The sequence below is a fragment of the Enterobacter kobei genome, assembly GCF_001729765.1.
Lineage (GTDB): Bacteria > Pseudomonadota > Gammaproteobacteria > Enterobacterales > Enterobacteriaceae > Enterobacter > Enterobacter kobei.
Genome location: NZ_CP017181.1, coordinates 3025449 through 3048317 on the forward strand (window position 1 = coordinate 3025449; position 22869 = coordinate 3048317).

The 22869-nt window shown below is 44.6% G+C and carries 19 protein-coding genes; 2 read left to right on the forward strand and 17 right to left on the reverse strand.

Annotated features, from left to right (window positions below; genetic code table 11):
• Positions 1-20 precede the first annotated feature (20 nt).
• A complete protein-coding gene (gene wzzB / locus BFV64_RS14610) occupies positions 21-1001 on the reverse strand; it encodes an LPS O-antigen chain length determinant protein WzzB (RefSeq protein ID WP_023337515.1) in 981 nt (326 codons plus the stop codon).
• Positions 1002-1193: 192 nt separating this feature from the next.
• Between wzzB and BFV64_RS14615 the strand changes: the two genes are divergently transcribed.
• Positions 1194-2198, forward strand: a complete 1005-nt coding sequence (locus BFV64_RS14615; protein ID WP_045281012.1) for an NAD-dependent epimerase — start codon at positions 1194-1196, stop codon at positions 2196-2198.
• A gap of 51 nt (positions 2199-2249) precedes the next feature.
• Here the strand turns inward: BFV64_RS14615 and ugd are convergent, their stop codons facing one another.
• The 14 genes from ugd to BFV64_RS14685 all read right to left on the reverse strand — a co-directional run bounded on the left by ugd (position 2250) and on the right by BFV64_RS14685 (position 18530).
• Complete coding sequence (gene ugd, locus BFV64_RS14620) at positions 2250-3416, reverse strand: UDP-glucose 6-dehydrogenase (RefSeq protein ID WP_045134937.1); 1167 nt, start codon at positions 3414-3416, stop codon at positions 2250-2252.
• Between the two features lie 254 nt (positions 3417-3670).
• Entirely contained in the window at positions 3671-5077 is a 1407-nt protein-coding gene (gene gndA / locus BFV64_RS14625; protein WP_014884476.1) for an NADP-dependent phosphogluconate dehydrogenase, read from the reverse strand.
• Between the two features lie 135 nt (positions 5078-5212).
• Positions 5213-5761 (reverse strand): dTDP-4-dehydrorhamnose 3,5-epimerase, encoded by a 549-nt coding sequence (gene rfbC / locus BFV64_RS14630; protein ID WP_023330866.1) that lies wholly within the window; start codon positions 5759-5761, stop codon positions 5213-5215.
• Between the two features lie 10 nt (positions 5762-5771).
• A complete protein-coding gene (rfbD, locus tag BFV64_RS14635) occupies positions 5772-6668 on the reverse strand; it encodes a dTDP-4-dehydrorhamnose reductase (protein ID WP_069602221.1) in 897 nt (298 codons plus the stop codon).
• Between the two features lie 6 nt (positions 6669-6674).
• Positions 6675-7541, reverse strand: coding sequence for a glucose-1-phosphate thymidylyltransferase RfbA (gene rfbA, locus BFV64_RS14640; protein WP_014884479.1), 867 nt, complete (start codon positions 7539-7541; stop codon positions 6675-6677).
• A 15-nt stretch (positions 7542-7556) separates the two neighbouring features.
• Positions 7557-8621 (reverse strand): dTDP-glucose 4,6-dehydratase, encoded by a 1065-nt coding sequence (rfbB, locus tag BFV64_RS14645; protein ID WP_014884480.1) that lies wholly within the window; start codon positions 8619-8621, stop codon positions 7557-7559.
• 79 nt (positions 8622-8700) lie between these two features.
• Positions 8701-9732 (reverse strand): glycosyltransferase family protein, encoded by a 1032-nt coding sequence (locus BFV64_RS14650; protein ID WP_069602222.1) that lies wholly within the window; start codon positions 9730-9732, stop codon positions 8701-8703.
• Positions 9733-9770: 38 nt separating this feature from the next.
• On the reverse strand, positions 9771-11207 hold the full coding sequence (wbaP, locus tag BFV64_RS14655; RefSeq protein WP_014884482.1) for an undecaprenyl-phosphate galactose phosphotransferase WbaP: 1437 nt from the start codon (positions 11205-11207) through the stop codon (positions 9771-9773).
• 43 nt (positions 11208-11250) lie between these two features.
• Complete coding sequence (locus BFV64_RS14660; RefSeq protein ID WP_014884483.1) at positions 11251-12432, reverse strand: glycosyltransferase family 4 protein; 1182 nt, start codon at positions 12430-12432, stop codon at positions 11251-11253.
• Entirely contained in the window at positions 12410-13609 is a 1200-nt protein-coding gene (locus BFV64_RS14665) for a glycosyltransferase (protein WP_045134932.1), read from the reverse strand. Before BFV64_RS14665 ends, BFV64_RS14660 begins: the two co-directional genes overlap by 23 nt.
• An 11-nt stretch (positions 13610-13620) precedes the next feature.
• Positions 13621-15039 carry a murein biosynthesis integral membrane protein MurJ gene (gene murJ / locus BFV64_RS14670; RefSeq protein ID WP_052687569.1) on the reverse strand — a complete coding sequence of 473 codons (1419 nt, stop codon included), beginning with the start codon at positions 15037-15039 and terminating at the stop codon, positions 13621-13623.
• 71 nt (positions 15040-15110) lie between these two features.
• Entirely contained in the window at positions 15111-16277 is a 1167-nt protein-coding gene (locus BFV64_RS14675; protein WP_045135106.1) for a glycosyltransferase family 4 protein, read from the reverse strand.
• Positions 16270-17406 carry a glycosyltransferase gene (locus tag BFV64_RS14680; RefSeq protein ID WP_014884487.1) on the reverse strand — a complete coding sequence of 379 codons (1137 nt, stop codon included), beginning with the start codon at positions 17404-17406 and terminating at the stop codon, positions 16270-16272. Before BFV64_RS14680 ends, BFV64_RS14675 begins: the two co-directional genes overlap by 8 nt.
• Positions 17403-18530 (reverse strand): O-antigen ligase family protein, encoded by a 1128-nt coding sequence (locus BFV64_RS14685; RefSeq protein ID WP_235611121.1) that lies wholly within the window; start codon positions 18528-18530, stop codon positions 17403-17405. The genes BFV64_RS14680 and BFV64_RS14685 overlap by 4 nt, the downstream gene beginning before the upstream one ends.
• 53 nt (positions 18531-18583) lie before the next feature.
• On the opposite strand from BFV64_RS14685, the gene BFV64_RS14690 reads away from it, so the two are divergent.
• The gene (locus BFV64_RS14690; protein WP_032637327.1) at positions 18584-19564 is read left to right on the forward strand and encodes an IS5-like element ISKpn26 family transposase; all 981 of its coding nucleotides are present in this window, start codon (positions 18584-18586) and stop codon (positions 19562-19564) included.
• 391 nt (positions 19565-19955) lie between these two features.
• Here the strand turns inward: BFV64_RS14690 and cpsG are convergent, their stop codons facing one another.
• Positions 19956-21341 (reverse strand): phosphomannomutase CpsG, encoded by a 1386-nt coding sequence (cpsG, locus tag BFV64_RS14700; RefSeq protein ID WP_045135107.1) that lies wholly within the window; start codon positions 21339-21341, stop codon positions 19956-19958.
• The gene (locus BFV64_RS14705; RefSeq protein ID WP_045281008.1) at positions 21341-22738 is read right to left on the reverse strand and encodes a mannose-1-phosphate guanylyltransferase/mannose-6-phosphate isomerase; all 1398 of its coding nucleotides are present in this window, start codon (positions 22736-22738) and stop codon (positions 21341-21343) included. Before BFV64_RS14705 ends, cpsG begins: the two co-directional genes overlap by 1 nt.
• Positions 22739-22869: the final 131 nt, after the last annotated feature.

The following is a 22869-nucleotide window of genomic DNA, read 5'->3' on the forward strand; positions in this document are numbered from 1 at the left end:
TTTTTTATATCCGATGTGGTTCAGGATTTGGGTTTGTAGTTACGCAGTGCATTGCGGCCCAGTACCACACCAGAACCAATAATCCCGCCCAGCAGAACCGCCAGAATTAAGGTGATCGCCTTTTTCGGGCTATCACGTCGGACAGGTAGATCCGGCTTCATGACGTAACGATAGACGTGAATCGTGTCTGGATTCACATTCAACTTCTCGATATCCAGTAAGTTTTGTTTCGTCTGATAGTAAGCAGGAGAGAACACTAACGGGCGAGACGCTTCGTTATCAATCATCGATTTCAGCGCTTCACTACCCAGCAGGAACATAGTTTCCTGGGTCACATCCTGAGTTTGCTGGATCTGTGGGGTCGCGATTTTTGCAGCTTCCGCATTTTTAAGCGCCTCAGTGATCTGTTTGATTCGCAGATCTTTCTGCTCCTGAGCAACCTTTTCCTGGTTTTCCAGAGAGTCATTTAGCGTGGTAATTTGCTGCTTGATATTATCTTTGAGGTCGAGAGAAAGTTCTTTCGCTGTTTGCTGATCAACCTGCTGTATGTATTGCGCCAGCTGTTTTTGAGCCGCTTCTGCAGACTCCCCCTGATAGGAGACGCTTAACGGCAGCGGTTGCCCCTTAACGGTGGTGTCGATAGTCAGCTTTTCTGGAATGTCCTGGTTTTCGAGAGCCTGAGCTAAAGCAGAAAACGAGGAATTGAAACGATTAATAGCACGGTTCTGGATATCCAGCATTGAAGGTGCAGCGCTACCGTAAAGGATATTCAGTGCATTGGCGTAAGTGGCGATCTGCGCCGCATCTGGCTGAGCAATAATGGCGGAGGAGGTCCATTTCTCTTTCGCGACTGTAATGTATACGCCCGCTAATACGATAAAAACCGCAATAAATGCCCCAATTACCCACTTTCCGCGCCAAAGTTGCAGCACTAAATCAAGTAAATCAATTTGCTCCGGGTCAGTACTGCGCGTGACCAGGCTATTGTTGTTTTGCGTCATACAATCCCTAACAGATGAAAAAGGGCAAAAAAAATTATGTTTACGTAGTTTATCTGTTGCTGAGGATTTTTCTATAGGAATTCGATGAGTTATATCGGAAAGATGGGTTATGTATCGGGTGTGCTACGCGCTATCATAGACAAATTCGGATGCCCTATGCATCACAAGAACGAAGCGTTAACGAGGAAAGATATGAAATTTTTGGTAACGGGCGCAGCAGGTTTTATCGGTTCACATGTCAGCAAGCGACTGCTGGACGCAGGCCATCAGGTTGTCGGTATTGATAATCTGAATGACTACTATGACGTCAATCTTAAGCTGGCACGTCTGGACTTGCTCAAATCTGACAATTTCTCTTTCCATAAACTTGATTTAGCCGAACGTGAAGGGATGTCTGCGCTCTTCGCCGATGAGAAGTTTGACCGTGTGATCCATCTGGCCGCGCAGGCTGGGGTTCGCTACTCGCTGGATAATCCACATGCTTATGCAGAAGCCAACCTGGTGGGTCATCTCAACGTGCTGGAAGGCTGTCGCCATAATAAGGTTCAACACCTGCTTTACGCCTCATCCAGCTCCGTTTATGGGCTCAACCGTAAGATGCCTTTCTCTACGGACGATTCAGTGGATCACCCTGTTTCGCTGTATGCGGCAACTAAAAAGGCCAATGAGCTGATGTCGCATACCTATTCTCATTTGTACAACCTGCCAACGACCGGCCTGCGCTTCTTTACCGTGTACGGCCCGTGGGGGCGACCGGACATGGCCTTGTTCAAATTTACCAAAGCAATCATCGAAGATAAGCCGATTGATGTTTACAACTACGGTAAGATGAAACGAGACTTCACCTACATCGACGACATCGCCGAAGCTATTATTCGTCTGCAGGATGTCATTCCTCAGGCCGATGCAGACTGGACCGTCGAGACCGGTTCCCCGGCGACCAGCTCCGCGCCTTATCGCGTTTACAACATTGGTAATAGCTCTCCGGTCGAGCTTATGGATTACATCACGGCGCTGGAAGAAGCTCTCGGCAAAGAAGCAGAGAAAAACATGATGCCGATTCAACCGGGTGACGTGCTGGAGACCAGCGCGGATACGAAAGCGTTGTATGACGTTATTGGCTTTAAACCGCAGACGTCGGTCAAAGACGGAGTGAAGAACTTTGTCGACTGGTATCGCGCTTTCTACAAGGTCTGAAAATAAAAAACCCGGCTACATGGCCGGGTTTTTTACGTGCGTTAAGAGTAATCAATCGCTCCCGAACAGATCGCGGGTATAGACTTTATCCGCCACGTCCGCCAGCTCTTCCGCCATGCGGTTAGAGATGATCACGTCCGCTTCCTGCTTGAACGCATCCAGATCGCGAATCACGCGGGAGTGGAAGAACTCATCTTCCTGCATCGCGGGTTCATAAATAATAACCTGCACCCCTTTAGCCTTAATGCGCTTCATGATGCCCTGAATGGAAGAGGCACGGAAGTTATCTGAACCGCTCTTCATGATCAGACGATACACACCCACAACTTTAGGCTGACGCGCAAGGATGGAGTCAGAGATGAAATCTTTACGCGTGCGGTTGGCATCTACAATGGCTGAAATCAGGTTATTCGGTACAGCCTGATAGTTGGCCAGCAACTGTTTGGTATCTTTTGGCAGGCAGTAGCCGCCGTAACCGAATGACGGGTTGTTATAGTGGTTGCCGATTCGAGGGTCGAGGCACACGCCTTCTATGATCTGACGGGTATTCAGGCCCAAACTCTCTGCGTAGCTGTCCAGCTCGTTGAAGTACGCTACACGCATCGCCAGATAAGTATTGGCGAACAGCTTGATGGCTTCGGCTTCCGTGGAGTCGGTAAACAGAACCGGAATGTCTTTCTTGATTGCGCCTTCCTGGAGCAGCGCGGCAAAACGCTCCGCCCGCTCAGAGCGCTCACCGATCACGATACGCGAGGGGTGCAGGTTATCGTATAGCGCCCTGCCCTCGCGCAGAAACTCTGGCGAGAAGAAGACATTATCAATACCCAACTCTTCTTTAATCGATTTGGTGAAGCCTACCGGAATGGTCGATTTGATGATCATTACCGCTTTTGGATTAATTGCGATAACGTCTTTGATCACGGCTTCAACAGTAGAGGTGTTGAAGTAGTTGGTTTTGGGATCGTAATCTGTTGGTGTCGCGATGATGACGAAATCCGCACCACGATAGGCATCTTCTTTGTCCGTCGTCGCACGAAAATTCAGAGGTTTGTTGGCAAGATAGTCCTGGATCTCTTTATCGACAATCGGAGACTGCTTCTGATTGAGCATATCTACTTTGGACTGAACGATATCCAGCGCCACCACTTCATGGTTTTGTGCAATCAGGATGCCGTTTGAAAGCCCAACATAGCCCGTTCCGGAGATAGTTATTTTCATTCGTTCAACTTCTTCAAGTTTTGAGTTTCAGGAGGCATAAACACCCCACCGCAATAAACAACTGTTGAGGTTTTTACCTCTTATGTTGAGCGGCTGTCAAGGCGAATGCCTGGCTACAGAAATGAGAAAATGCAGTGGTTTATATGGTGTTAAACGATGCTCGTTGAGCAAAGCAAGTCCACATGGGCGTAAGCGCGATAAAAAAAGCCCGATGAGGTTCATCAGGCTTTGTTATCAGACGGAGTTAAATCAGATTAATCCAGCCATTCGGTATGGAACACACCTTCTTTATCGGTGCGCTTATAAGTGTGCGCGCCGAAGTAGTCACGCTGTGCCTGAATCAGGTTCGCTGGCAGTACGGCAGCACGGTAGCTGTCATAGTACGCCACGGCAGCGGAGAACGTCGGAACCGGAATACCGTTTTGAACAGCGTAAGCAACCACATCACGCAGTGCCTGCTGGTATTCGTCGGCAATCTTCTTGAAATAAGGTGCCAGCAGCAGGTTCGCGATACCGGCATTTTCAGCATAAGCATCGGTGATTTTCTGCAGGAACTGCGCACGAATGATGCAGCCCGCACGGAAGATCTTCGCGATTTCGCCGTAGTTCAGATCCCAGTTGTTCTCGTCAGACGCTGCACGTAGCTGTGAGAAGCCCTGCGCGTAGGAAACGATTTTACCCAGGTACAGAGCGCGACGAACTTTCTCAACGAATTCCGCTTTGTCACCCGCTGGCTTAGCCTGCGGACCAGAGAGCACTTTAGATGCCGCAACGCGCTGCTCTTTCAGAGAGGAAATGTAACGTGCAAACACAGATTCGGTGATCAGGGACAGAGGTTCGCCCAGATCCAGAGAGCTCTGGCTGGTCCATTTACCGGTACCCTTGTTCGCTGCTTCATCCAGAATCACATCAACCAGGTATTTACCCTCTTCATCTTTTTTAGTGAAGATATCTTTGGTGATGTCGATCAGGTAGCTGTTCAGCTCACCTTTGTTCCACTCGGTGAAGGTTTCAGCCAGCTCTTCGTTAGAAAGGTTCAGACCGCCTTTGAGCAGGGAGTAGGCTTCTGCAATCAGCTGCATATCACCGTATTCGATGCCGTTGTGAACCATCTTAACGTAGTGGCCCGCACCGTCCGGACCGATATAGGTCACGCACGGTTCGCCATCTTCGGCAACCGCTGCGATTTTGGTCAGGATAGGTGCAACCAGTTCGTAGGCTTCTTTCTGACCGCCAGGCATGATTGATGGGCCTTTCAGGGCGCCCTCTTCGCCACCGGAGACACCGGTACCGATGAAGTTAAAGCCTTCAGCAGACAGTTCACGGTTACGACGGATGGTGTCGTGGAAGAAGGTGTTGCCGCCATCAATGATGATGTCGCCTTTATCCAGATACGGTTTCAGGGAATCGATAGCAGCATCGGTACCCGCGCCCGCTTTCACCATTAACAGGATACGACGAGGCGTTTCCAGAGACTCAACGAACTCTTTAACCGTATAGAAAGGAACCAGTTTCTTGCCTGGGTTTTCGGCAATCACTTCTTCAGTTTTTTCACGGGAGCGGTTGAAAACGGAGACGGTATAACCACGGCTTTCGATGTTGAGCGCCAGGTTGCGCCCCATCACTGCCATACCGACAACGCCGATCTGTTGCTTGGACATTACATACTCCTGTCTTAGGGATAATCACTGCGATGCGATGCAGTTTGAATGTATCTATGATGTTAACTCATGCATGTGAGTTTTAGATAGCCTTTGGTGCGCTTACCACTGCGAGATAAGCAAACTGGCTATCAATTAGTCAAAATACACGGCGTCGGCGAAGGGCTTACCCTCTCGATCCTTGGATGAGAGCACAGGTAACTCACCCTCGGTAAGAGGCCATGTGATCCCGATAGAATCATCGTTCCACAATAAAGAATGCTCGGACTGCGGGTTGTAATAATCAGTGCATTTATAGACAAACTCTGCACTTTCAGACAAAACGTAGAAGCCGTGAGCAAAGCCTTCAGGGATCCAGAGTTGTCGTTTGTTTTCGGCGGAAAGAATAACGCCGACCCACTGTCCGAAAGTGGCTGATGATTTTCTCATGTCGACCGCAACATCAAATACTTCTCCACTGACGACACGGACTAATTTACCCTGCGGATTTTGAGTCTGGTAATGTAAGCCTCTCAAAATGTTCTTTGCAGATTTCGAGTGATTGTCCTGCACGAAGCTGCGATTACAAACCAGCTCACAAAACTTTTTCTGTTGCCATGTTTCCATGAAGAAACCGCGTTCATCGCCAAAAACAACTGGCTCAATGATTTTGACATCAGAAATTTCAGTATCAATAACTTTCATTATTCACTCTTTATTTACCTAATACTTCAACAACCACGCGCTCAACCCCTTTTTTCCAGTCAGGAAGCTTCACGCCAAAAACACGCTCAAATTTTTTGTTAGAAAGGCGTGAATTCAATGGCCGGGTAGCCGGGGTTGGATATTCGCTGGTCGGTATGCCGATAACATCATTCACAGCAAGTGATTCACCATGAGCCTTAGCGACATTGAATACAAAACTGGCATAATCAAACCATGTCGTTTCCCCGCTCGCAACCAGATGGTAGCTACCGGCGACATTTTTATTACGTTGCTCTTCACGAATGGCCAGAGCAGTACAATCGGCAAGCAGTTCAGCACTTGTCGGAGCACCGTGCTGGTCGTTGATAACAGAAAGGGTTTCTTTTTCACGCGCTAGGCGCAGCATCGTTTTCGCAAAATTATTCCCGCGCGTGGCGTAGACCCAACTGGTGCGGAAGATAAGATGACGAGGATTAAGACGGGCAATCGCTAATTCTCCCGCTAATTTGGTCTCACCATAAACATTCAGCGGTGAGGGGTTCTCATCCTCTAAGCGATAATGTTCACCCTCTCCGTCGAACACGTAGTCAGTAGAATAATGGATAAGAAGCGCACCGATCTTCGCTGATTCCTCAGCCAGCACTGCGACGCCTTTATGATTCAGTAATTCTGACAACTCGCGTTCTTGCTCCGCTCTGTCAACGGCAGTATGTGCTGACGCATTAACAATAACGTCAGGTTTTACGGTTCGAACCGTCTGTGCGATGCCCGGTAAATTCGTCAGGTCACCACACAAATCCTTATCAAAATAATCGACTGCGATGACGTCGCCAAGGATAGAAAGAGAACGTTGTAATTCCCATCCGACCTGACCATTTTTTCCAACAAGTAATATTTTGAGTGCCATAACCGATTATTGTCCAATCAACATTTTCAAATACTGACCATAGGCGGTTTTCTGAAGCAGTTCGGCCTGGATAGCTAATTGGTCAGCACTTAACCATTTATTCCGGTAGGCAATTTCTTCAAGACACGCCACTTTCATACCCTGCCGTTTTTCGATGGTGTGGATAAACTGAGAAGCTTCAATTAAGCTGTCATGCGTGCCTGTATCAAGCCAGGCAAAGCCACGGCCAAGAAGTTCAACATCAAGCTTACCGAGATCAAGATACATCTGATTCAATGTGGTAATTTCAAGTTCGCCGCGCGCAGAAGGTTTGATTTCTTTAACCATATCCACAACATTGTTATCGTAGAAATAAAGCCCCGTCACTGCCCAGTTAGATTTTGGCTTCAGCGGTTTTTCTTCAATAGATAACGCTTTGAAATGTTCATCAAACTCGACGACACCAAAACGCTCGGGATCCTGAACCTGATAACCAAACACAGTCGCGCCTGTAGTTTTCTTAGCCGCTGCATTTAACTTCATTCCAAAACTTTGGCCAAAGAAAATATTATCACCAAGAACCAAAGCACAAGGATCGTTACCAATAAACTTCTCACCGATAGTGAAAGCCTGAGCCAAACCATCAGGTGAAGGTTGGACTGCATAAGTGAAATTTACGCCAAACTGAGAGCCATCTTTCATTAAGCGTTGAAAAGCAGGCATATCCTCAGGCGTCGTAATAATCAGGATATCCCGAATACCGGCAAGCATAAGCACCGATACTGGATAGAAAATCATAGGTTTGTCATATATTGGAAGCAACTGCTTTGACACACCTTGGGTAATGGGGTACAAACGCGTGCCTGAACCTCCAGCTAAAACAATGCCTTTCATAACTCTGTACCTCGATTATTTATTCAGTCCAAGACGTTCGCCAGCATAAGAGCCATCAAGAACGCGCTGCCACCAACCCTGGTTGTTTAAATACCAGTGAATCGTTTTTTCAATCCCGCTTTCAAACGTTTCGAGAGGTTCCCAGTGAAGAGCATTCTTCATTTTGGTAGCATCAATGGCATAGCGAAGATCGTGTCCAGGGCGGTCAGCCACAAAAGTAATAAGGTCGGCGAAACTGGAAATTTCTTTGGGTTTTTTATCGATAATTTTATCAAGTATTGCACAAATGGTTTTTACAACATCAATATTTTTTCGTTCGTTATGGCCACCTATACAATAGGTTTCACCATTCTCGCCCTCTGTCGCTACTTTATACAGTGCCCGGGCATGATCCTCGACATATAGCCAGTCACGAATTTGCTCACCATTCCCATAAACGGGAAGCGGTTTTCCTGCCAGTGCGTTAAGGATGATGAGAGGAATTAATTTCTCCGGGAAGTGGTACGGACCATAGTTATTCGAACAGTTAGTGATCACCGTTGGTAAACCATAGGTACGGTTCCAGGCGCGAACTAAATGATCGCTTCCCGCTTTGGATGCAGAGTAAGGGCTACTTGGCGCATAAGGTGTCTCTTCAGTAAAGAGGTCATCTGCATCGTGCAGGTCACCAAATACCTCATCGGTAGAAATATGATGGAAACGAAAAGCCTTTTTACGCTCATCATCAAGTGATGCATAATATTGGCGTGACGCCTCAAGCAGAATAAATGTGCCGATTACATTGGTCTGTATGAAAGCTGCGGGTCCATCTATCGAGCGGTCAACATGACTTTCGGCCGCTAAATGCATTACGATATCGGGCTGAAAGGTATTGAAGACATCTGCCACACCTTTTGCATCGGTAATATCAGTTAGAGAAAATGAATAGCGTGGATTGTCCTGAACCGGAGCCAGGGACTCTATGTTTCCGGCATACGTTAAACAATCAACAACACAAACCACATCCTGAGTATTGTTTATTATATGACGGACCACGGCTGAACCAATAAAACCCGCACCACCAGTGACAAGAATTTTCATAATTTTCACTTTCAATTAGTTAATTTTAAGATTATGCAATCATCATATTGCTATAAAATAAATAAGGAAAATACAAGGATTACATTTTTCTTAGTAATTTATCTACATGTAACGCGAGTATGTCTTCCGTACGGGCAAAATCACATTTCGCTTTAAATACCTTCAAGGCATTTTTCGACATTTGCTCTACCAACGCCGGATTATTATTCAACTGTTCAAGAGCTCGCAACCACTCACTCTCTGAATTGTTTCTAATATAAATACCGCAATTTTCTTTGTCGATATCGACGTACCAGTATGGATTATAGGTTGCTATAACTGGAACTCCCAGAGATATTGCTTCAATCAACGAAGATAATCCGACACAATAATTTACCTTAGAAAGTTTAAGCGGAATTATCATACATTTTGAAGCACTTACTTTTTCAAGTAATTCTTTATATTCCCATCTTCCTTTATTTACATCAACCTTTCCTGTTGCATTAACATAACTATCCTGTAATGACAAATCGCTGGTATAAATATCTATCGTAACGTCGCTATTTTTTAACGCATTCATTACTGCCGGGAGATCCCTATTCTCCCGCCCTGTAGAAATGATTTTATCATCATGGCGCATTTTAACAAAGGGGGCGTAAAAATTCGCCTCCCCCCCCCAGGGAACAAAATGACATCGGTCCTGAGGAAGCTGTCTTGATAGAATGATTTCTTCGCGAGTTTTATCAGAAAGAAAGAAAATGGCATCAATGCGTTTAACATATAGCTGCAAAAAAGGCAGCAGCAGTGAATGAATCATTCTTTTGAGTCTGGAACCTGGTTGCGAAAAGACGTCGAGATGCATCCAGCCCGCGAATTTTGTTGGGAACATGAAAATTTTTGCCAGAATGAAATAGATCATCGTCTTTCTTTTGAGAAATGGCATAAAAAACAAGTCAGGCTTAAATTTCCAGAAGGAGACTAAATCTTTGAATAAGCGTCCTTCGCCAACCTTTACCTCAAATCCCATTTTTTCCAGTTTTGATACACCATACACAAACTGTGCAGGTATCTCATTTTTAGCATAGCGACAATAGGCCGCACCATTATCATTAACAAAAACAAAAGCTTTCATTAAAACTCCGTATTACCGATCACATCCAGGTATGAAAATTAATAAGCACCTTTTCTAAAAAGAACCACGCTAACCGTTTTAAACAAAATCACTATGTCATTCCATAGAGACCAGTTTTTGACATACCAGGAGTCAAAATAGACACGGGTTGTGTAATCTACGTCGTTACGGCCACTGACCTGCCATAGCCCGGTCATTCCTGGCTTAACCATCAGATAATAATCAACATCATCAGCATATCGTTCCAGCTCTTCATGAATGACTGGACGAGGGCCAACGAGACTCATTTCCCCTTTGAGCACATTGAACAATTGAGGTAATTCATCGAGGCTGGTTTTACGAATAAAGTGGCCAATAGGTGTAATCCGGGGGTCGTTTTTGAGCTTAAAATCTTTTTCCCATTCCGCCCTGGCTTCTGGGTCATTTTCTAGCAAACGCGCAAGAATTTCTTTCGAATTGATATTCATCGAGCGGAATTTGTAACAGTCAAATTTTTCACCCCGACGACCTATCCTTGTATGTGCATAGATTGCAGGGCCGCCGTCGCGGGAGACTTTATACCAGAGATAAACAAACAAAGGTGACGAAACAACGAGAATACCCAGACTACAGACAATATCGAACGTCCGTTTGATGAAGCGTGACGTTGCTTTGGAAAGATTATTGTGAACCTGCAACAGTAATACTTCATGACTGAATATAAAGGACATACTAGTGCCGTATAAAGGGAATCCTCGCAGGGAAGGAATAATAATCACATTTCGGCACTTATGTTTCGCCAGGAACCTTAACCAGTTTTCAAACTTATCTTTTTCATCAAAATCACACGCCACAACAAACTGCGTTGAAAATGAATTATAAGATGTGAGTAATGTCTCCTCGTCTTTGACTATGGGACATTCTTCCATCATATCGTCAGTTGCATCAAAATCACAAAACGCATCAATTTTAAAACCTGAGACTTCGTGGCTCTGTAAAGCAAAATAGGCTTCACGCGCATTCCTGCCTGAACCTAGAATAACCGTACGTTTTTTCCAGTAGCCCAACTTGTTAAGTATAGATTTGGTGATTTCACGCGATAATGGAACCATGATAATGGCGTATAACCAGCAATAGGCCCAAATATAGCGAGAAAAATGCCATTTGGAGAATGCAACCAATGCAAGATCGAAGATCGAAAAAATGACGATAGTTCGTAATGTTTCTTTTAGCTCTGACCAGAACGGCTTTTTTTGTGCATAGTGGCGAAGGCGGACGCCAAACCAGAAAACACACAACGCAGTGAGAATAACGTGTGATAAAACACGCACATCTATCTGACGGATCGGCATGAAGGTATTCAGGTCGCCAATAAAGAACATGACGGTTAGAAACGAGAGTCCTAAAGAAGCATTTAGCCAAAAAAAGTCTGACGCCATTAGGGCGCTACGGCAAATAAATTCTTTCTTTTGATCTTTAAATACGCTGATTTTCATTATTTAATCCCTGGCATAAATCATTTGATCTATGCCGTGGTCATTATTTTTCCGAATGAGTATAGCTGTTCTGTAGTCTTGCAGCCTGAGTATTAATTAAGGACTCAGAGTATTGCGCCCAGGCGCTTTCAACATATTGACTAAGTTGGTCACGGAAGCGCTGCTCCGAGAACGTTAAAGCATGTTCGCGACAATCTTCCGGCTTAATCTCGCTCGCATATTTTTCAAAGGTATTCACTGCTTCACAAATGGCATCTGCGGTTTGTTCAAAGAAGAACACGCCGGTCGCTTTCTTACTACCCAGTGGTTTAACCGTTTCGAGGCAACCACCTTTACCGTAGGTGATGACCGGAGTACCGCTTGCCTGCGCTTCAACAGGTGATATGCCGAAATCTTCTTCTGCGGCAAAAACATATGCCTTAGCACGCTTCATAAAATCAACTAGTGCAGCATCGTCCTGATATCCCAGAAGCGTAACGTTATCCGTAGCCAGCTGTTTAATCTTCTCCATTTCAGAGCCGTCACCGATAACAATTAATTTCTTTTCTGGCATATTAGCAAATGCGCTAACAATGAGATCAACCCGCTTATAAGGCACCATACGACACGCGGCCAGGTAGAAATCTTCTTTACTATCGCTAAATTCGAATTTTTCAGTATTTACAGGAGGATAAATAACATCAGCTTGTCTTCCATAAACTTTATTAATACGCCGTGCGATAAAATTCGAGTTGCCAATAAAATGATTAACACCCGCAGCAGTACGGTAATCCCAAATACGGATTTTATGTAGCAAATATTTTGCAAGTAAACCCTTCAGACCCTTATCCAGTCCAGATTCGCGCAGGTATTGGTGTTGGAAATCCCATGCGTAGCGGATAGGAGAATGAACATATGAAATATGAATTTGATCCGGCCCAGTGATAACCCCTTTAGATACAGCGTGGCTGCTTGAGATAATAACATCGTATTCAGACATATCAAGCTGCTCAATTGCCAGCGGCATTAATGGAAGATATGACTGGAATTTTTTAGATGCAAATGGCAAACGCTGGATAAATGTTGTGGTGACCTTTTTATTATTTAAAAAGTGGCGGTCATTTGGTTTTAAGAAATCACAGACAGCGAACACATCCGCATCAGGATAGCAATGAAGGATTTGCTCAACGACTTTTTCAGAACCTGCATAGGAACTGAACCACTCATGTACGATTGCTACTTTCATTACGCTTCTCATCAATTAACTTGAACATTTTTTCAGTGCGTGACTGGTATGTATATTCCCGAGCGAGTTCCTGACACTTTTCTACCGAAATCCGGTTTCCAGAAGTGATATCTTCTAGCGCAGAAATAAATTCAGAGGGACTGTGGGCGATACGAACATAGTCCGTAAAGTCACAAAGCGAGGCTAAATCCACACTCACTACAGCTTTTCCCGCAGCCAGATACTCAAAGAATTTCATTGGGAACATCGAAGCTGTATATTCATTTAGGTTATTCGGAAGCAATGTCGCCGTAAATCCTTTCAGATAACCAGGCAGTTCCTGATAGGCTCTCGGTCCAAGAAGATGAATATTTTTATGCCGAGTAAGCTGTGTTGCGTCGGTGTCTGGATCCCCCTCTCCTATATCCCCAATCATCACTATTGACCATTCAGGATGAGCTTCCGCAATTCTTTCAAGTAACGAGAAATTTACCTTATAGCCACTGATTGCACCGATAAATCCCATTCGTGGTTCTGGAATGTTGCTCAAGTCGACAGGTATCGGCAAATGTTCATCCAGCGCCTTTGAGAAATGGTTATAATCCGCGACGTTGGAGAAGTAATAGACTTCATCACTCCATTTCTTCCTTGTTTTAAGCAACGTCAATGACGTAACAAACGTAATATCAGCGCGTCGCACTAATTCTTCTTCAGCATTTTGAAGAATGTCAACTGGCATCCCAGGTTGGGCCTTAATTTCATCAACGCAATGGTATACTACGTAACTGAAATTATCGGGTTCAAGAAAACGCGTTGTCAAAGGATTATAAGTCCATAGCGTTTCATTCTTGAATTTTAAGCGCCAACACCAGTACTTAAGAGCACTACTTAGAATGAGTTTGTTTAGCTTGCGAACAAATGCATAGCTGTTGAACGGGATAGAAATTGGCGACCATACCCAAATATTATCGCGAACTTTTCGCGGCGCCTTAATTGCTTTAATTATGCGGCGAAGAATTCGCGATAGATCTTTCTTGTTTACGCTGGGTCGACGTAATCCCAAAGATTCAATATAAAGAACACAATGACCACGTTTCGCCAGTTCTAAAGCAACATGCTGTTTGTTGGTCCAGAAAGGATTATCCCAGTCAGCAGTAGATAAAACGACAATATCTTTAATGTCTGTATTTTTCTTCATAAATTATTACGCTATCGTAGTCCTTTCTTAGTGAGAATCCCTTTAATACCATTTCTGTACATAGGGAATGACATAGCCCATATTAAGCTAAACATCACGAAAATTGAACCATTCATCATTATCCGGAGAATCACATTATCTGGTTCAACTAAATAATGTCCAAATGCAAGAATGAGTGATGTATAAACAACAAGACCAATAGATATTTTAATGAGTACCGGGAGGAGATCTTTTGCAATTTTCAAATAACAGGCGCTAAGAATGAACATCATTAAACTGTAAATTGAGTTCCCCAAACCTAAACCGAAAGCGCCCCAGACTTTGTAAGTCACCAGGTTTACAATAGCATTACTGAGCAGAGCAACCATCATAACAATCAGTACCTGCTTATTTTTAAGGTGCGCACTGAGTGCTTTTATAAATATATAGCCAATTACCTGTGCCCAGAGTCCTATACACATACCCTGGATAATATCTGTAGTCACCGCTACAGAATGGTGGTCGAAAGCACCGCGCATAAACAGGAGGATAACAAGGTCTTTCGCATAGAAAAAGATGAAAAAAGATATGTTAATTACTAATAAAGCCAACCATTTATAAATAACTTTGATCTTGTCTCTGACAACCTCTGGTTTCTGTGAGGACCATTCGGACAAGCCCGCAAAAGCTATTGGTACAGATAAAATAAAAACAACGGTATCGGTGATAAAACGCGCATAATCTAGACCAGATACCACATCAATACTAATAAATGATGCAAGGGCTCTTTCAAGAGTAATATTTCCCTGCAAGATTAACGGCAATATAAGCAAAGGTCGCAGAGTTATCCAAAAGCTCTTCGATACCAACTTAACTTCTACAATATCAAAACGGTGTGGGAGAGTTAATATGGTACTTTTTCTGGCACGTAAAAGCGCCCATATACTGAAAATGATATAACTGCCGGTAAATCCCCAGGCTAAATATAAATAATTGCGAAAATAGTATGCAGCGACCACCCCTAACAGCATTCCAACATTCTGGATAGAAGCTCGCATCGATATGGGTTTGTAGTCCCCATGTGCCATTGAGAGGTAGTTTATTAATGCTGAAAACAGATAAAATGGGCAGCAAATTGCCATTATCTTTAGTAGTTCGGTCGACATCTCACGTGCGTTCCCGCTAATTCCAGGTGCCATGATGCCAACCCAATAGTCTGACAAAAAGTAGAGAACTATAAATATCGCTATCGATACCAACGCAAAGAAAATAAACATACATAACTTGAATGTTGATGCACGAAATTCATTTTCTGTTAAATATTTTTTGTATAAGGGAATAAACGCTGAATTAAGGCTATCACTTGTCATAAAATTAATTGGCACTAAAGTTCCTGTCTGGGCAATACGGTAGGCCCCATTAACATCACCTGTGCCAAAAAACTTAGCCATAAAAACTTCCCTGGCTAATCCAAGTACCTTTGAGAGCATATTTCCACTAAGCAATTGGCTTATGGCTTTTTTCATTTGAATGCTCTAAGAAATAATGAAATGTATTCGTTAACCGCATGACTTAATGTATTCTGCTTGGATATATATGATTTTCTTTCTTTACAACTAATCATATCTATATAACCTAATAAATCATTAATTGATATCTCACTCGGATTGCACTTAAATACTTTCTCTCCAGCAGTGAAAGTGAGATGTTCAGAGATGACAATTGGTACCCCAGCACTCATGGCTTCCAGCACGTTTAAAGGTAACCCTTCAACCCTTTTCGTCAGGAATAAAAATATATCAGCACACTGCATAAGCTTCGCTAAATCATAGCGACTTTTAGCGCCAAGGAACAATACGTCATTGTTCAGGGAAAGGTCATCAACTCTCTTTCGCAATTGTGGTTCGTAGGGACCGTTGCCACATATGAGAAGTTTTGCATTAGGTTTTGATTTTTTAATTTTCGCAAAAACATCAATATTATTATCGATACCTTTCTGCTCATGTAAGCGTGAAGCCGAAAGAAACACCAACGCATCAGAATCGATTTTCAATTCTGCCCGCAATGCCGCTCGATTTGATGTTTCATCAGAGAATAATATTTCATCAATGCCATTCTCGATCTTTACAACTTTTTCTTTTTGGCAGATCAGCGTAGTAGGAAAATGTGTTAAATCAGTCTTTACCGCTTCACCGACAGCAACAATCCAGTCAAACTGAGAATAATGTTTTGCATCAGCATAAAAACCTAAAATATTTTTTACACTGGACAGAATTTTTTTAAGCTGTCGGGTTTTGAGCTTTGAAATCATCTCACCTACAGATGTTCCGTGCGCCTGCATGATAAACTTAGCATTCTGGAAGCATTTTTTATGCTGCAAGACACTGAACGCACCTGCGCTGATACTTATTACAGCAACTACGTTATCTTTATTACGCCAGGAATTGGCCAGTTTTTCAGTCTCAGACCACCACTCCTTAGAATAGACTGCCTGCGGTATATTTTTAATCTTGATTATTTCAGGACTGTTTACTGGTAATATTGTTTCCGCATCAAAATTAGTTGTAACAACTTTTACATCAAATCCTTTTGCTTGCAACTCAACAGCTAAATCCCATGCCACCACTTCCATCCCACCAAGATGATGAAATGGAAGAGAGCGGGAAAAAATAATTACTTCTTTAGCCATGAATCAGTTCCTGGTAAATTTTTTCTAATTTCAAGGTTTGTTCTGAGAGATTAAATTTTTCGCGAATAAAGTTGCGCGCATTATCGCCCATTTCAAAAGATGTTTGTTCGTTGTTCAATAAGTAGTCTATTCTCTCAGCAAGCTGATTAGCATCTCGTTCCCTGACCAAAAATCCAGTGTGCTCGTCGATTATCGCTTCAGGAATGCCTCCATGACGGGTACCAATAACGGGTACACTTGTCACTGCCGCTTCGAGAAGTACCATCCCTAATCCTTCTGCATCCCCTGTCTTCGCTGTAATGCTTGGTAGAACCAACATACTTGCTTTACGCATCCACGTCATCACGTCACCGTGCGAAAGCGCACCAGTGAATGTCACATTCCGTTCGAGCCCTAGCGATGAGACCTGAGCTTTAAGCTCCCCCATCAAAGGACCATCACCGATGATAACGAGTTTTACGTCAGCATTTCGTTCTTTCACATGCTTAATGGCGTTGATTAATACGGCAGTGCCTTTCTTCTCAACCAAACGAGCTACATGCAGGATGATACCTTGATAGTCTTGTCTTTCACGCGGCTTATATTTGTCAATGTCGATACCAATGTAGTGCTGAACGATCTTATTTTCAGGGAAGCCATGGCGCAAAGCCTGTTGGGCAATAAAATCAGAAACACAGATAAATTTATCACCCTGATTTTTAAGTTTCTTCTGATGAAGAAAATAGCTAATCCAGGCTGGAGACCGTGATGTTAGTAAATCTTTGTTACTCACAGTCACATCAAATCCATGCAGCGTCGTACACAGTGGGATTCCTTTCAGCTGCGCCAGTTTTAACGCATATAGTCCATCTATCGCAAAATGTGCATGAATAAGATCAAGGGGTTGAGCTTTTAGCACTGTTTGATAGGGCAGCGCGGAGGTTGTGAATGCGTTCGCAATCTCAGAAATTTTACCCGCAAGGTCTCCGCGTTCATTTAAAACGTGTGCGACAGCCCCCTCTGGTTTTTTGCCAATGACTCGTCTGCCGATATAGCACTTTTTGAAATTCTCGAGGGCTTCTGCCTGCTGTTGGATAAAAACTTCAGAACCCTTGAATAGTTGATTTCTGAAAATACCGACCGTGTTCATTCCTGTACCCTAAAATTCCTGTTTATCGGTAAATTTCCTGCCAGACAAAGCCCAAGCATTACTGCAAAAACAACCATCTGGTGTTGCTCACCAATCAAACCAAAGTTCTCACCAAAGCCATGTGCGAATAGCCATGAGATCACCATTAAAAATGAAAATCCGATGTTTTTCTGCTTTTCATCGATGCTTCGTATCGCCCGAAGGGCAATTCGAATGCAGCACAGAATAAAGCCGAGCCCCAAAAGAGAGGCGATCAAGCCTGACTTTGACCAAAGATAGATAAGTGTATTATGCGGTGGAAGGAAATAATCAGTATGTTTACTGTAATCGGCTTCCCATCCACCAAATCCTTGTCCCATCATTGGATTATCAGTAAACGCATTAAAAGCATAACTCCATATCTGGTAACGCGTTTCAGCGGTATCAGTTGATTCCTGTAAAAATCCGTTTTGTCCGATTACGCTAAAGATAACGCTGATAGCAATTAAGACGATGGCAAAAGAAGCGCCTGCTGTCACCACAATGACCTTAGTCGAGCGCTGCAATGTCAGGTAGAAAACGAATGCCGGGATAAGAATGGCAAAAAGGATGCCAGCTTTGGAGCCAGTAAAGAAAACAGTGGCCCACAACAGGATAGCCATTAATAGCGTTATTTTCGCCTTTGAAACTTTATAGATACCCCATGCCATAAACGAAGAGATACCGACGTAACAGGCTGCCGCATTGGCATTGACGAACAACAGTCCCCCAGATTTTACCGGGTCGTAAAAGTTGTTTCTGGCACCATCTAACAAGCCCTGCAGCGTGTTCATCCCCATCGTAAACTTACTTACAGGTGAAAGAATAACTGCTAATTCAAGGGACTCATTAAACCGGAAAATGATTACTGTTATAGCCTGCAAGCAAACAAAGAACAGCATCAAATTAATAATCTTATATAATGCAATGCGATCTTTTAATGCCAGAACATAGATGGCGTTGGAAATAACGATAAACTCACACAAATAGGCAATATCACGGATGCCCATTGATTTCTCAACTGACCATGCCAGGCTTAAGAGGCTAATACCAATCAACCCAAGCAGCATCACATTTGCCGGTTTGCCTAAGGAAGGTGCGAACAAGTTCCTGATATGAGATCATCATATTCATCCGGAGCGCATCCCAGAGGGACATCATGAGCCATCAACTCACCTTCGCCGATAGTGAATTCAGCACTAAGCGCCGTCAGACCCGAAAAGAGATTTTCCTCTCCCGCATGGAGCAGATTCTGCCATGGCAGAATATGACCGCTGTCATCGAGCCGTTTTATCCCAAGGCGGGCAATGGCCGACGGCCCTATCCGCTGGAGACCATGCTGCGTATTCACTGCATGCAGCATTGGTACAACCTGAGCGACGGTGCCATGGAAGATGCCCTGTACGAAATCGCCTCCATGCGCCTGTTTGCCCGATTATCCCTGGATAGCGCCCTGCCGGATCGCACCACCATCATGAATTTCCGCCACCTGCTCGAGCAGCATCAACTGGCCCGTCAATTGTTCAAGACCATCAATCGCTGGCTGGCCGAAGCAGGCGTCATGATGACCCAAGGCACTTTGGTGGATGCCACCATCATTGAGGCACCCAGCTCTACCAGGAACAAAGAGCAGCAACGCGATCCGGAGATGCATCAGACCAAGAAAGGCAATCAGTGGCACTTTGGCATGAAGGCCCACATTGGTGTCGATGCCAAGAGTGGCCTGACCCACAGCCTGGTCACCACCGCGGCCAACGAGCATGACCTCAATCAGCTGGGTAATCTGCTTCATGGAGAGGAGCAATTTGTCTCAGCCGATGCCGGCTACCAAGGAGCGCCACAGCGCGAGGAGCTGGCCGAGGTGGATGTGGACTGGCTGATCGCCGAGCGTCCCGGCAAGGTAAAAACCTTGAAGCAGCATCCGCGCAAGAACAAAACGGCCATCAACATCGAATACATGAAAGCCAGCATCCGTGCCAGGGTGGAGCACCCGTTTCGCATCATCAAGCGGCAGTTCGGCTTCGTGAAAGCCAGATACAAAGGGCTGCTGAAAAACGATAACCAACTGGCGATGTTATTCACCCTGGCCAACCTGTTTCGGGTGGACCAAATGATACGTCAGTGGGAGAGATCTCAGTAAAAACCGGAAATAACGCCAGAAATGGTGGAAAAAATAGCCTAAATAGGCTGATTCGATGTGTTTGCGGGAAAAAAATCGGCCCAGATCCGCGAAATTTTAATCAGCGAGTCAGCTTGGGAAGAAATGACCTGCTTATTCGCACCTTCCCTAAGAACCGATTGGCGTTAATGATAAATTCAGGAAGGAGTATAGCGGGCAAAAGAAAAGCCAGCGGGACATCCGCCCCACTTAATTGCACCAGGTAGAGCTGCGGGATGCTGCATACAAGCACCAGCAACAATCGGGTTCGTAAGGACAGCGCGAGGAAAACAAAATATACGAGTAAACCTACGACTGCTGCTAATAAGACTTCAATCATTAATTTTATCCCACGAGATTTAGCAACCCAAAACTATCTATTTATCAGCCCTAATAGTTCTTCTCGCTTTGTTTCCATTAATCTCTGATCTCCATGCGATTCAACATTCAGACGAAGCAGAGGCTCGGTATTCGATGTACGGATATTAAATCGCCACTCAGGAAAAGACATACTCAAGCCATCCGTATAGTCAATATCGGTAGCTTGTGAGGCATAGCGCTCCTCGATATCAGCGATTAATCTCGAAGCATTTATAACTTTTCTGTTTATCTCACCCGAGACAGGGAAACGCGCAATTCGCGACTCAACCAATGAGCCAAGAGAGTGGCCTGTTGTTAATACCAGTTCTGCCACAAGCAGCCAGGGGATCATGCCACTGTCGCAGTATGCAAATTCACGGAAATAATGATGGGCACTCATTTCTCCACCATAAACCGCGTTCTCAGCACGCATGCGTTCTTTAATGAAAGCGTGGCCTGTTTTAGACATTACAGGGATACCCCCAGCACTCTGGACGATATCAACCGTATTCCATGTGAGTCGTGGGTCGTGGATGATTTTTGAACCAGGCTCTTTGTTGAGAAACGCCTCAGCTAACAAGCCAACAATGTAATAACCTTCAATAAAGTTGGCTTTTTCGTCAAAAAAGAAGCAGCGATCAAAATCACCGTCAAACGCAATCCCCATATCGGCCTGAGCAGCTAACACAGCATTAGCCGTATCCTGTCGTGCTTCTGGTAAAAGCGGATTGGGAATGCCATGTGGGAAGGTACCGTCCGGATCGTTATGAACTTTTATAAATTCTACCGGTACACCGGCCTGTTTGAAGCGTAGTTCGATTGCATCAATGACATGCCCTGCCGCACCGTTGCCGGAGTTAATGACTAATTTCATCGGTTTGATACGGAAATTATTGAGATTCACATAGCTTAATAAATGATCAACATACTCCCTGAGAATATTAATCTTCTTATAATTGCCTTTATGCTGTGTGGGCGCAAAATCATTCATTTCCGCTACGTGCTGAATCTCTTTTAAACCCGTATCACCACTGACAGGTCGCGCACCGCTACGAACAAGCTTCATCCCATTATAATCGATGGGATTGTGGCTCGCGGTGACTTCAATACCGCCGTCGACGTTCAAATGAAATGTGGCGAAATAGATCTCTTCTGTGCCCGACAGTCCAATATCAAGCACGTCGCATCCGCCAGCCATGAGCCCCTCAGCCAGAGCCAGCTTTAATGACTCACTGGTCAAACGAACATCCCCTCCAACGACAACCTGCTTCGGAGCAAGACATTGTGCGTAAGCACGGCCAATACGCCAGGCAATATCTTCATTGAGTTCTTCGCCCAATTTCCCACGAATATCATAGGCTTTAAAACAACTTAACTTATTATTATTTTTATTTACCATCATGAAATCCTTAGTACGTCATCTTCGCCTAAATAACTACCAAACTGAATTTCCAGAACCTCAAGATTTATTTTTCCTGGATTCGAGAGCTTGTGTTTTTTTCCAACTGGAATCGTCGTTGATTCATTCTCGGTAAGATAGATTTCGTTTTCTTCAACACCAATAAGCGCGGTTCCAGTGAGCACAACCCAGTGTTCAATGCGATGGTGATGCAACTGAAGGGAAAGCTCACCACCGGGTATAATAGTCACACGGTTAACTCTATATCGTGCGTCCCGAACCAGCGTTTCAACGTGGCCCCAGGGCATATAACGGGTAGTATGTTCACGGCATTCACTACGTGAATTGGCTTTTAGGTGTTCAACAACGACTTTCACATCCTGGACACTATCTTTATGGGATACCAGCAATGCATCTTTCGTATTGACAATAATAAGGTCTTCTAAGCCAAGTGCTGCCGTTAATTTATCCTCGCTACGGATATAACAATCCCGAGTATGATGAGTAAAGATATCACCGATCAACGCATTACCTTCAGCATCGTGGGCAGACGTTTCCCATAGCGCTGACCATGACCCTACGTCATTCCAACCTGCATCCATTGCGGTCACAATCCCCAGTTCAGTATGTTCCATAACCGCATAGTCGATGGAGTCTGAAGGGCAACGGCTGAAAATCTCTTTGTCGAGCTTAATGAAGTCGAGATCGTTAACCGGCTGCTGCATAGCATTTTTACATGCTTCCAGAATCGACGGACAAAACTTAGCCACTTCGTTCAGATAGGACGAGGCTCGGAACATAAACATACCGCTGTTCCAAAGGTACTCTTTGCTTTCAAGGTAGGACATGGCGGTCGTCAGATCCGGCTTTTCCACGAATCGTTTGATTTTCCATGCTATAGACTGACCCGCATGCTGCACTTCACCGCGCTGAATGTATCCGTACCCCGTCTCTGGTTGCACAGGCACGATGCCAAAGGTAACCAGTTTACCCTCTTCAGCGAATGGAATAGCGTTGCTGATAACCGAATGGAAAGCCGCAGTATTCGCAATGAGATGATCGGCAGCAAGAATGAGCATGACAGGATCGTTGCCGGTTTCCAGCGCATGAAGAGCGGCAAGCGTGATTGCTGGCGCTGTATTTCGCCCAACGGGTTCGAGGATAATATTACCGGCCAGTTTATGCATTTGCCTTAACTGTTCGGCCACCAGAAAACGATGATCTTCATTACAGATGACAATGGGGTCGGCTACTTCCAGGCCATCAAGACGCGAGATCGTATTTTGAAGCATCGACCCTCCCTGATGGAATGAAAGAAATTGCTTGGGCTGCAATTCTCGAGACATCGGCCATAGTCGACTCCCTGTTCCTCCTGCGATCACCACTGGAAGTAACATCCTGCTTCTCCTGCTTTGCTCAATACGGTTTGTGTGTAAAAAAGCATGCTACCGCCCCTGGCCTACGCTACCAGAAGCAATACTCGCCATTAAAACTCTCGGACTGCATGTCGTTTCAGCAGTTGACGAGA